Genomic DNA, 11989 nt, shown 5'->3' with positions numbered 1-11989 from the left:
GGGGTCCAGCGCCGGGGCGTGCACGAGTCACCGGCGCTAACCGGTGACCTTTTGCTCGCGCCACGAGGTCGTTCATCCATGACCGATCCAGCGGACGACGGGAGCGAGCAGGAGCGACTCACCTACGCCGACACCGGCGTAGACATCGAGGCCAGCGAGGACGCGACCGCGGCGCTTTTGGCGGCGTTCGGCAGCGATCTGACGACCGAGTACGCCGGCCTCCTCGACATCGGCGATCGATACCTCGCGCTCGCGACCGACGGCGTCGGGACGAAACTCCTCGTGGCGGAAGCCGTCGCGGACTTCTCGACGATCGGGATCGATTGCATCGCGATGAACGTCAACGACCTCGTCGCCGCGGGGGTCGAACCCGTCGCGTTCGTCGACTACCTCGCGATCGACGAACCGGACGAAGAACTGACGAACCAGATCGGGGAAGGGCTCGCAGTCGGACTCGAGGAGGCCGACCTGACGATGCTCGGCGGCGAGACGGCGGTGATGCCCGAAGTCGTGAAGGGATTCGACCTCGCGGGTACCTGTGCCGGACTCGCCGCGAAAGACGACGTGCTGGAGGGCGAGGCCGCGGTCGGCGACGTCCTCGTCGGCTTCCCCTCGAACGGGATCCACTCGAACGGGCTCACGCTTGCCCGCGAAGCGGTCACGCGCAACCACGACTACACCGACCCGTTTCCGTTCCACGACGAGCGGACGATCGGCGAGGAACTCCTGCGCCCGACCCGCATCTATACGGATCTGCTCGAACCGATGCACGACCACGACGTCCGCGCCGCGGCCCACGTCACCGGCGGGGGCTGGACGAACCTGCTCCGGATGGGCGATCGAACGTACGTGATCGACGCTCCCCTGCCCGCCCAACCGGTCTTCGAATTCGTCCAGGAGGAGGGGTCGGTGACGGACGAGGAGATGCACCGGACGTTCAACATGGGCACCGGCTTCGTCGTCGCCGTCCCCGAACCGGAGGCCGACGCGCTCGTCGCCGAGACCGACGGGCAGATCATCGGTCACGTCGAAGACGGCGATAGCGTCGAGATCCGCGGTCTCTCGCTGTCCTGACCGATCGAGGAGCGGGGTACCGCCGATCGGTTTCGAACTCTTAGGCCGACCAAAACCCTTATAGTTTTAGGCTCACCTAACTCCACGTGATGGACGTACCCGCCCGCAGGCAGGATGCCGATCTCGACGAGACCGTCGAAGAGCCGGCGGCGGTCGTGAGCTGTCACGAGACCCGCCCCGGCAAGATCGTCTTTACCGAGCGAGACAACACCGACGGCTGGATCGCGACCGATCTGACCGTCGATCTCGACCCCTGAGCTCTCACCACGTCGCAGTCACGACTGTCGGTAGCTATCGGTCCGAAAGAATCGATCGTTTGAGTCGGCGAACGGCCGATCGTCGTCGTCCGGCGCTAGGAGTGTCTCCTTACTTCGTCGCTTCTTCGAGCACCAGCGTGTCGTCCTCGAGGTAGTGTTCGAAGTGGTGGCCGTCCTCCTCGGTCGTCACGAGGATCTCGCGCATGAGTTCGGCCGTCGCGTAGTCCCCGAGGTTATCGGCGAGTTCGATCGTATCGCGCATCGACTCGATGATGTCGCCGTACATCTCGAGGTCGTTCTCCATCATCGTCCGGATGTCGTAGACGTCCTCACCCTCGAACTCGACGGTCGCGCGCTCCTCCTGGTTCGCGGGGCCGGAGACGGGCACGCCGCCGAGAGCCTGGGCACGTTCGGCGATTTCGTCGGCCGCTTCCTCGACGTTCTCGTAGGCTTCCTCGAAGAACTCGTGCAGCGGCAGGAACTCTGCACCCTCGACGACCCAGTGGTGTTTCTTGAGCTGGTGGTACAGGACGTACGCGTTCGCCAGTTCGGTGTTCAGCGCGTCGACGATCTGCTCGGCTTTGTCCTGGTCGAGCCGGAGACTGTTCTCCTCGACGGCATCGGCCGATTGACGGACGGTCTTCTGGGTGCTCATCGTACTCCGTACTACTCGCGCAAGCCCCTTAAACGTTATCCATGACAAAACAATTTTTGGCGAGACTAAAAAATCACTTCCGATATTGTGTCTCCATCTTCTCGGTACCGAAATACACCAACGTTTTCCCGAACGTCACCGCGATTCGGGTTTTTTCGACCGTGAGTAAATATTTTTAGTGTGGGCGTTCAAGAGGGAGATATGGCAACGAGAGTGGCACAGCGGAGAGAGCGGATCTACGTCGACGGCGAGTGGCTCGAGACCGACGACACCCTGTCGGTCACGGACCTCGCGGACGGCGGCACCTTCGCACAGATCGCGGCTGCGGGACCGTCCGAGGCTCGGACTGCCCTCGCGGCGGCCCACGAGATCAAACCCGAACTGCGGCAGACGACCGTCGTCGAGCGCGCGACCTGGTGCGAAGCGATCGCCGAGGGCCTGCGCGAGCGCGAGGAGGAACTCGCCGAGGTCATCGTCCGGGAGGCCGGCAAGCCGATCTCCTCGGCCCGCGGCGAGGTCGCCAGCGCGGCCGAACGGTTCGATCGCGCGGCCGAGGAAGCCCGGAACATCGTCAGCAAGGGCGAGTTCCGCGAGGGTTCGACGAGCGGCCACGAGGGGTGGAACGCCATCGTGAAACACGAACCGATCGGTGCGGTGCTCTGTATCACGCCGTACAACTACCCGCTGGCGACGACGGCATTACAGGTTGCCCCTGCACTCGCCGCCGGCAACAGCGTCCTGCTCAAACCCGCGAGCAAGACGCCGGTTTCGTCGGCGATCCTGGCCGACGTCATCGACGACGTCGACGGCATTCCCGCGGGCGCGTTCAACTTCGTTCCGGGCGAGGCCAGCGAGATCGGCGACGTCCTCTCGGGGGACGATCGGGTCAACGCGATCGCGATGACCGGGTCCTCCGGCGCCGGCAAGCACGTCGCCCGCGAGAGCGGCATGGTCAACCTCCACATGGAACTGGGCGGGAACGCGCCGGCGGTCGTCTTCGACGACGCCGACCTGACCGACGTCGCGGGCAACTGCGTCAAGGGGTCGCTGAAGTACGCCGGCCAGCGCTGTTCGGCCGTCTCGCGCGTGGTCGCCCACGAGTCCGTCCACGACGACCTCGTCGACCAGATCGACACCCAGATGGACGCCTGGCAGGCCGGCGACCTCTTCGACGAGAACACCGCCTTCGGCCCGCTCATCAGCGAAGACCAGGCCGAGTGGGTCCAGGAACTCGTCGACGACGCCGTCGAGAAGGGCGCCGACCTCGTCCGCGGCGGCGAACGCCGCGCCCCCGAGGGCGTCCCGGACGAACTCGGCGATCAGTTCTTCGAACCGACGCTGCTGGCGAACGTCCCGCAGGACGCCCGCATCGTCGACGAAGAGCAGTTCGGTCCCGTCGCCGCCGTCACGACGTTCGAGGACGACGAGGAAGCCGTCGAGATCGCCAACGGCTCCGACCTCGCGCTCGACGCCGCCGTCTTCACCAGCGACTACGATCGCGCGATGGAGATGGCAGACAGGATCGACGCCGGCGCGGTTCGCATCAACGGTGCACCGAGCCACGGCCTCGGCGACGTCCCCTTCGGCGGGAACAAGGATTCGGGCATCGGCCGCGAGGGTCTCGACGCCTCGATCCACGAGATGATGCGCAAGAAGAGCATCATCCTCTGAACGGGCGACCCGATCGTCTCTCTCCCTGCTGACCGCTCTCTCCGCTTTTGCGTCGCCGATAGCCAGCACGTCGTTTATACGTACTCGCGAGGAATTATCGGAAGTGAACGAGGTTACGCTGCAGGTCGCCGATGCGCCCCTCGACGAGGCGGTCGTCCGTATTGCCCTCGCCGGCGCGCTGGGGATGTTCCTCGGACTCGAGCGCGAGTGGTCCCAGAAGTCGGCGGGCATCCGGACCTTCTCGCTGATCAGCCTGCTGGCCGCCGTCTTCACCATCCTCGCGATCGAAACTGCCGTCGGGCAGGGACTGCTGATGCTCGGCGGCCTGCTCGTGATCGTTCAGGGGGTGTTGCTCGCCGTCCAGGGGTTGCTCGGCGACGAGGGCGCCGGTCTCTCGCTGACGACCTCGGTCTCGATGCTCGTCGCCTACGGCGTCGGCGCGCTCGTGGCCGCCGGCTTCATCCTGGAGGGCGTGACCGTCGCCGTCCTCTCGTCGCTGTTGCTCGTGTTGAAGCGGGAACTCCACGAGTTCGCGTGGGGGCTCTCCCGCGAGGAGATGCGATCGACGACCGAGTTCGCCATCCTGGCGTTCGTCATCTACCCGCTGTTGCCGGCCGCGTACGACCTCCCCGTCGGGCCGATTACCATCCCGCTCGAACCGCAGGTGATCTGGCTGATGGTCGTCGCCGTCGCCGGGATCGGCATTGTCAACTACGCGATCGTCTCGACCTACGGCGGCCGGGGCATCGCCGTCACGGGCTTTTTCGGCGGCCTCGCGTCGTCGACCGCGGTCGTCGGGACGATGCTCGACCACGTCAGACAGCGGCCGGAGGCGTCCTCCTACGCCGTCGCCGCAATATTGCTGGCCAACGCCGCGATGGCGACGCGAAACCTCGCGATCGCCGTCGGGTTCACGATGGGCGGGACCACCCCGGTGCTCGTCGAGGCGATCGTCCCGCTCGGGGCGGTGATCCTGATCGCGTTCGCCGTCGCCGCGGTGACCGCGGACTGGCGCGAATCCGGCCCGATGGAACTCGAGAGCCCGTTCTCGATGAAAAACGCGCTGGCGTTCGGGGCGGTCTTCCTCGTCGTCCTCGTGTTCGGGTCGCTGGCCGAGACGTGGTTCGGGACGCTCGGCTTCTACGCGACGGCCGTCGCGAGCGGGTTCGTCTCCAGCGCCGGCGCGACGACGTCGGCCGTCGTCCTCTACCGCGGGGGCCAACTCGGCCCGGCCGAGGCGACGTTCGCGATCCTGCTGGCGACGGTCTCGAGCATCGTCGTGAAAGCGATGCTCGCAGCGACCTCGACGAACCACGGCTTTCGCAACCAGGTCGCGGCCTACAGCGCGATGTTGCTGGTCGGCGGCGCGCTGGCGTCGGTCATCATCGCGGTCTAGACGCGCGATCGCGCCCTCGTCTACACCGACCCGGATCGGCACGAGATTCCGTCTCGGCCGTCCGTCGTGGATCGGTACGGCAGTTTCCGCTCGGGAGGCCGTTCGATCCGTCGGTGCCGGCCGGGGGAATTCTCGCGTTCGATCGTCGGTGATGATTCTATGCCAATCGTGTAATAGATTGTGACAGAATCGAACAGATACGAGAGTATCTCGCCCGTTCGATGATATACATCGATTAATTTTACACAGTGGCTCACCAATCGGTGCTATGGACCGCGACACGGTCGAGCCGCAGGTCGAGACGATTCCGGGCGACGGTGCGAAACGGTGGGTCGACTACCACCACCAGTTCGCCGCCCCGAGTACCTACGTCTACGAGTTCGTCTGGGATTCGCAGGCCGAGGCGATCGGGCCGTTCTGTACCGACGTCGACGGCAACGTCCTGCTTGATTTCACGAGTCACGTCGCAGCCGCCCCGCTCGGATACAACAACCCGGCGGTTCGCGATCGGCTCCGGGAGTTCGACCTCGTCGATCCGCTGAAGATCGCCGGCCAGGACTTCTACGTCAGCGGCGGCGGCGCACCCGACGACGCGGACTTCCCCGGCCCGACCCAGCTGATGGACCGGCTTGTCGCGATGACCGACCACTACGACATGGACCGCGTGTTCCTCTCGAACTCCGGGGCCGAGGCTGTCGAGAACGCCATCAAGATCTGTTATGCGTCGGGCGGCCACCGCGCGGTCACGTTCGAGGGTGCCTTCCACGGCCGGACGCTCGGCGCGCTCTCGCTCAACCGATCGAAGGCCGTCCACCGTACCGGCTACCCCGAGGTGCCGGGCGTGATCAGCGTCCCCTACCCCGCCTCCCAGGAGGACTACGAGACGCGCTGGCGGACCGACGGCCCCGGCGGCAACGTCCTCGCGGACAAACTCGACCCCGAACGGGGCGTGATCGATCCCGACGAACTCGCGTACGTCATCCTCGAACCGCTCCAGGGCGAGGGCGGCTACCGAGTTCCACACCCGGAGTTCGCGAGCGACCTCGAGGCGATCCGCGAGCGATACGACGTCAACGTCGTCGCCGACGAGATCCAGTCGGGACTCGGCCGCACGGGTGAACTCTGGGCGGTCGACCACCTCGATCTCACGCCGGACGTCATCACCAGCGCGAAGGGGCTCCGCGTCGGCGCGACCATCTCCCGATCGGACGTCTTCCCCGACGAAACTGGACGGCTGTCCTCCACCTGGGGGGCCGGCGACCTGATCGCCTCGATGCAGGGGGTGCTGACGATCGACGCCATCCACGAGCAAGACCTCCTCGCGAACGTCCGCAATCGGGGCGAACAGCTTCGGGCTATCATCGAGGCGGCCGACCCCGAGGGTATCGTCGACGTGCGAGGCCGCGGCCTGATGCTCGCCGTCGAGTTCGACACGAAGGACCGCCGGGAAGCCGTCGTCGAGGCCGCGTTCCGGCGCGGCCTGCTCACGCTCGGCTGCGGGCACAAAACGTTGCGCCTGCTCCCGCCGCTCGACGTCACCGAGCGCGAGATCGAACTCGGTGCCCGACTGCTCTTCGAGGCGATCGACGACGCTGCCGCTGACGTCTGACGATCGGCTTCCAGCCTGCTCGCCGGGTCCGCCTGCGTGCGACTAGATCGAGGTAAGCACCGCCACCGGACACGACGCGTTCCGGATGACGTACTCGACGCGTCGCCCGAGGTACGCACGCTGTGAAATCGGGCGCACGTACGATCCCATGACGATCACGTCGGCACCGGTTCGATCGGCGCGCTCGACGAGTTCCGCTTCGGGACGCTCCGAGGTCGTCACCGTCGTCAGGACCGTCGCGCCCAGCTGCCTGCCGAGTTGCGCCTCTCGCTCGACGATCTGTTCGCCGATCCGGCGCTGCTGGGAGAGGTCGGGGTCCCCGGCGAACCGATCGTCGAACGGCGGCGCGTCGACCACGTGGACGATTTCGACGAGGGCGTTCTCCCGGGCCGCGATGGTACAGGCGAGTTCGGTGGCGAAGTGACTGGACTCCGTCCCGACCGTCGGGAGCAGGATCCGATCGATCGACTCGTCGATCCACTCGTCCGACGGCTCCGAACGCCAGGCTCGCGGGGTGCTGACGATCATCGCCGGGGTCGGTGCCTCCTGGACGACCCGATCGACGGTGTCGCTAAACAGGGGCTCCTCGGGGGCCCGGCCGGCGCCGGTCTCCCCGAGCACGACCAGATCGTACCCGACGTCGACCTCCGCGAGGATCGTCTCGGCGACGCTCCCGTCGCGTTTGCGAGTGATGCGTCTGGGCGCTCGCTCCGCGAGATCCAGGTGGCGTTCGACCGACGTGAAGACCCGATCGGTCTCGCCGGAAACGACGGACGGACTCGACTCGCGGCGGCCGCGCCACCGGCGCACGAATCGACCGTTCCGGACCCGGTCGAGGAGTCCGCCGGACGTGCCGCGTTCGACGTCGACCGGTTCGCTCACGCACAGCAGGTCCAGTTCGATATCTCGATCGCGGACCAGCGGCGCGAGCAGTCGGGCCGCGTACCGGGTGTCGGTTCCGCCGCGGGTCGGTAACATGATCCGCGTGAGGTTCTCGACGAAGCTCTGCTTGAGGTACGCCTCCCGTTCCATCCGCTCGCGCTCGTCCTCGCTCACCTCGATCTTCGGGATCGACCAGCGCATGATCGCGGGGGCCATCAGCGACGTTACGATCGCGATCGCGACGATGATGCTGTACATCTCGGTCGTCAGGATCCCGGCTCCGAGGCCGATCGTCGCGACGATGATCTCCATCGCCCCGCGGGCGTTCATCCCGCCGCCGATCGTGATCCCCTCCCATCGCGAGAGGCCGGCGAGCGGTGCCACTCCCATGATGCCGGCGAACTTCCCGAAACAGGCCACCCCGAGAACGACGAGGAAGACGCCGAAAACCGTCGGATCGATCAACCCGGCGACGTCCATTCGCAGGCCCGCGATCGCGAAGAAGATCGGGGCGAAGATCGAGAGCGTGACCACCTCGAACGTGTGCCGGAGGTCGTAGTCGAACCGCTTGACCTGACCGACGAGCACGCCGACGACGAACGCCCCGAGAATCGCCTCGAGCCCCATGTACTGGGTGACCGCCCCTGCAGCGAGTGCGAGCACCATCACCGTCGAGAGCAACGCGACGTCGCTCCCGGCCGCGTTGTCGACCCAGCGGAGGAGGGCCGCCGTGAGCCGTCGCCCGACCGTGAACGCGAGCGCGAGAAAGACGAGTACCGAGACGATCGTCGCCGCGGCCGACCCGATCTCGAAGACGCCGGTGCGGGCGAGTCCGGCGACCGTGGCCAGCAGGATCCAGCCGATCGTGTCGTCGACCATCCCCGCCGCGAGGATCAACTGGCCGATGTCGCGGCGGATGACGTCGAGTTCGATGAGGACCTTCGCGATGACGGGGATCGCGGAGATGCTCATCGCCGTCGCGATGAACAGGCTGAAGACGATTCGCTGGTCGGGGTCGGCGATGAACGCCGCGGGGAGGAACCACCCGAGCGCGAAGCCGGACGCGAACGGGACGAGGATTCCGCCGAGCGAGAGGACGGTCGCCGTTCGGCCCTTACTTATGATGAGGTCGATGTCGGTCTCGAGTCCGGTGACGATCAACAGCATGACGAGCCCGAGCCACGAGATCGCCTCGAGCAGGTGAAACTGCGCCTCGCTAACGACGAACAGGGACTCGTAGAGTCCCGGTGCGACGAGGCCGAGCACCGACGGGCCGAGGACGACGCCCGCGAGGAGTTCGCCGACGACCGCCGGCTGCCCGATCGAGCGAAACAGCTCCCCCAGCGTCCGCGCGACGAACAGCAACGCCGCAAGCTGTGCGATGACGAGAAACAGTTCGTGGTGACCGAGCGGGTCGATAATCTCCATCGAGTACCTCACCGGATCGTGTGCGTTCGCTCCGTGGTCCGGGACGGTCGCTACCACCTTCAGCTACTTCGTTCCACGGAGGTACAGCCCTCGATGACCCTTTTCGCCGGCACACAGTCAGGGAGCGATCGAAACGATCGACCGCCGAACTCGTCGCGACCCTCACCACGAAAGCCACAGTCTCTTGACGCGCTCGGGCGTACTACCGATCCAATGATCGGCGCATTCACGGTCGGCAAGAAAGCGGTCACGTTCGGCTACAAACGATACGGTATCCCCGGCGCGATCGCCTCCGGCGGGCTCGCGCTGGCGGGGTACGTCGCGGTGCGGCGCGCCCTGCGCTCGATGGGCGAGTCCGACGACGGGTCGGTCGACGCGGCGATCGACGCCGCGACGATCAAGCAGGCGATCGCGGCGGACGGACTGGGAGCGGTCGCCGACCCCGGTACGCTCGACGAGGCGATCGACGCGGAACGACTGGTCTCGGACGTACAGATGGACGATCTGGCGTCGTCGGTGACCGAGCAAACCGACGCGGTGACGGAGGGGATCGCAGACGACGTGATGGACGGTGCGGGAGACGAGTCGACGGGCGCCACCGGCGGCGACGTGACGGGTAGCGGCGGAGACGACGGGACGGACGACTAACCGCGGACGTCGTTACTCCCCTCGGAGTTCGTTCACGTGATCGATCCGCTGCTGGACGAGGTCCGGTTTGCCGATGTCGTGGCGGACGTGCAGTCCCTCCTCGCCGGCGACCGCGAGCGCGTCTTCGGCCAGTTCCTCGGCCTCGGCGATCGAGTCGGCGACGCCGACCAGGGCGAACGATCGGGAGGTCGTCGTGTAGATCCCGTCATCGCGTTCGTCCACGCTGGCGTAGTAGAGCAGTGCGTCTCCGGCGCTCTCCTCGTCGACCTGCACCTTCGCACCGGCCTCGGGATCCGTCGGGTAGCCCTCGGGAACTGCGTACTTGCAGACCGTCGCCTGGTCGGCGAACTCGAGTTCGGGCAGTGCCTCGCCGTCGCGTGCCGCTATCAGGACGTCGAGGAAGTCCGTTTCGAGGACCGGCAGGGTGTTCATCGCCTCGGGATCGCCGAAGCGGGCGTTGAACTCGACGACCTTCGGCCCCTCGCTCGTGAGCATGAACTGCCCGTAGAGGATGCCCCGATAGTCGTCGAGCGCGTCGACGGTGGCTTCGATGATCTCGACCGCCGCGTCGTAGTCGTCCTCGGTCATGAAGGGAAGTTCGAAAGTCGCGTCGGAGTAACTGCCCATACCGCCGGTGTTCGGGCCCTCGTCGCCCTCGTAGGCGCGCTTGTGATCCTGGACCGCGGGCGCGGTCTCGAACTCGCCGTTGGCGACGACCGCCTGGATCGTGAACTCCTCGCCGATCAGGCGCTCTTCGAGGACGATCCGATCGTAGTTCGAGTCGCGGATGTACGCCTTGCCCTCCTCGGCGGTGACCTGATCGCCGATGACCTTCACGCCCTTGCCGCCGGTGAGGCCGGCAGGTTTGATCGCGAGGTCGCCGTCGTACTCGTCGATGAAGTCGCAGGCGGCCTCCATGTCGTCGAAGGTCTCGAAGTCCGGACAGCCCGGGACGTCGTTCTCCGCCATGAACCGACGCTGGAAGGCCTTGTCCGTCTCGATGCGGGCGTCGGCTTCCTTCGGTCCGAAGGGGTAGATCCCCGCGGCCTCGAGCGCGTCCGCGACGCCGGCCGCGAGCGGCGCCTCGGGACCGACGACGGCGATCGTCGCGTCGACTTTCTCCGCGTATTCGACGACCGCCTTGGGGTCAGTCGTGTCGAGCGTTTCGAACCCGGTCGCGATCCGGGCGATGCCGGGGTTGCGGTTCCCGGCGCAGGCGTAGAGCTCCGCTTCGCTATCCTCGAGCGCGCGAGCGATAGCGTGCTCGCGGCCGCCGCCACCGATCAGCAGGACGTGTTCTCGCATGGTCGACATCGGAACGCACGAACCTGTAAGCGTTGCTCTTTCTGCCGGCGGAAATATGCACGATCGTGGTGTGCCGATCGAGCGGCGCGCCGATCGACGCTGCGAGCGAACGCTCCGGTCGGAATCGAGGGTGGACGAACTATCTGAGATACCCGTCGTCGAAGGGCAGACTCTCATTATCGACGGGGCTGAACGAGACGGCCGCGAGGTTGCCCGCCGGATCGAAGATTTCCGACTCGTCTCGCATCACGTAGAGCCGTCCCGTCTCCGTTCGGGCGGCCTCCTGTGCGAAGAGGAGGAACCGGTCGTTCGTGCCGAGATACTCGGCGTGGACGGTGTTGTAATCGGTGAAGAGACCGCTCTGTTCGATATCCTGGGGGACCCAGCCCTGCGCTCCCGACGTGATCTCGAACAGCGCACTCGAGAAGAAGTCGTCGGGACGGACTGCGGCCTCTCCACCTCCCTGATCGATGATCTCGAAGTCCTCGTTCGCGTCGTATTCGAACGGGAGGTCCGCCTCCGTAAGGGGTCGGTACTGGACCCGCAGGAGATTGTCGATAGCCAACTCGTCCTCGATCGGCGACGACAGCCGATCGTCGAACACGTACTGTTCCCCCTCCTCGATCTCGGCGTCCGGCGGAACGAAGAGGTAGCCCTCCTCGTTCGTGTTGAAGTACTCGACGACGCGCGCCTCGTAGTTCCGAAGGGTTTCCGTGTTCTCTACGGCGGGGCTGTCCTGGAGTGGTGGCGAGACGACTCGAAAGACGGCGCCCGAAAAGTACGTCTCGTCGGTCGTAATCGCTTCGCGAAACCGATCGTCACCGCCGTCGTCACCGTTCTCGGTCGCCGTCTCCTGTGCCGCTTTGCTCCCGGTCGATCCGAGGCCCAGTACGACCGAGGCGACTGCTCCTGTCTTCACGAACCGTCGTCGTGACTTCGGAGTGGACTGATCGCTCATGCTGAATCAGATTCCCTCTCGGGTGAGCGGTCGTTCACTTCCTGTACGGATAGTAGTCGTGCTGGCGTTTGCAGTCGTTCGGAAGCGCCGTCGATCAGTCTCGCTC

10 protein-coding genes are annotated in these 11989 nt (G+C 66.1%); 6 read left to right on the top strand and 4 right to left on the bottom strand.

Annotation, left to right across the window (positions count from 1 at the left end; all coding sequences use genetic code 11):
- Positions 1 to 78 precede the first annotated feature (78 nt).
- Together purM and AC6I6X_RS19700 are read left to right on the top strand one after the other, a co-directional pair.
- Complete coding sequence (gene purM, locus AC6I6X_RS19705; RefSeq protein WP_497932270.1) at positions 79 to 1074, top strand: phosphoribosylformylglycinamidine cyclo-ligase; 996 nt, start codon at positions 79 to 81, stop codon at positions 1072 to 1074.
- An 89-nt stretch (positions 1075 to 1163) separates the two neighbouring features.
- Entirely contained in the window at positions 1164 to 1331 is a 168-nt protein-coding gene (locus AC6I6X_RS19700; protein ID WP_497932269.1) for a hypothetical protein, read from the top strand.
- A 109-nt stretch (positions 1332 to 1440) separates the two neighbouring features.
- Here the strand turns inward: AC6I6X_RS19700 and dpsA are convergent, their stop codons facing one another.
- Positions 1441 to 1986, bottom strand: a complete 546-nt coding sequence (gene dpsA, locus AC6I6X_RS19695) for a DNA starvation/stationary phase protection protein DpsA (RefSeq protein ID WP_497932268.1) — start codon at positions 1984 to 1986, stop codon at positions 1441 to 1443.
- A 201-nt stretch (positions 1987 to 2187) separates the two neighbouring features.
- Here dpsA and AC6I6X_RS19690 point away from each other — a divergent pair, with 201 nt between their 5' ends.
- The 3 genes from AC6I6X_RS19690 (at position 2188) to AC6I6X_RS19680 (ending at position 6662) form a co-directional block, all read left to right on the top strand.
- Positions 2188 to 3657, top strand: coding sequence for an aldehyde dehydrogenase family protein (locus tag AC6I6X_RS19690; protein WP_497932267.1), 1470 nt, complete (start codon positions 2188 to 2190; stop codon positions 3655 to 3657).
- A 103-nt stretch (positions 3658 to 3760) separates the two neighbouring features.
- Entirely contained in the window at positions 3761 to 5053 is a 1293-nt protein-coding gene (locus AC6I6X_RS19685; protein WP_497932266.1) for an MgtC/SapB family protein, read from the top strand.
- Between the two features lie 268 nt (positions 5054 to 5321).
- Entirely contained in the window at positions 5322 to 6662 is a 1341-nt protein-coding gene (locus AC6I6X_RS19680; RefSeq protein ID WP_497932265.1) for an aminotransferase class III-fold pyridoxal phosphate-dependent enzyme, read from the top strand.
- A 42-nt stretch (positions 6663 to 6704) separates the two neighbouring features.
- Here AC6I6X_RS19680 and AC6I6X_RS19675 read toward each other — a convergent pair whose 3' ends face one another.
- Entirely contained in the window at positions 6705 to 8972 is a 2268-nt protein-coding gene (locus tag AC6I6X_RS19675) for a cation:proton antiporter domain-containing protein (RefSeq protein ID WP_497932264.1), read from the bottom strand.
- A 213-nt stretch (positions 8973 to 9185) separates the two neighbouring features.
- On the opposite strand from AC6I6X_RS19675, the gene AC6I6X_RS19670 reads away from it, so the two are divergent.
- Complete coding sequence (locus tag AC6I6X_RS19670) at positions 9186 to 9620, top strand: hypothetical protein (RefSeq protein WP_497932263.1); 435 nt, start codon at positions 9186 to 9188, stop codon at positions 9618 to 9620.
- A gap of 12 nt (positions 9621 to 9632) precedes the next feature.
- On the opposite strand, the gene purD is transcribed toward AC6I6X_RS19670, so the two are convergent.
- Both purD and AC6I6X_RS19660 read right to left on the bottom strand, forming a co-directional pair.
- Positions 9633 to 10925 carry a phosphoribosylamine--glycine ligase gene (gene purD / locus AC6I6X_RS19665; protein ID WP_497932262.1) on the bottom strand — a complete coding sequence of 431 codons (1293 nt, stop codon included), beginning with the start codon at positions 10923 to 10925 and terminating at the stop codon, positions 9633 to 9635.
- A 139-nt stretch (positions 10926 to 11064) separates the two neighbouring features.
- Entirely contained in the window at positions 11065 to 11844 is a 780-nt protein-coding gene (locus AC6I6X_RS19660) for a hypothetical protein (RefSeq protein WP_497932261.1), read from the bottom strand.
- Positions 11845 to 11989: the final 145 nt, after the last annotated feature.

The sequence above is a fragment of the Halosolutus sp. YCN4 genome (genome assembly GCF_059736495.1).
Note: the sequence above shows the minus strand (reverse complement) of the source record. Positions and strands in the feature narration are given on the sequence as shown.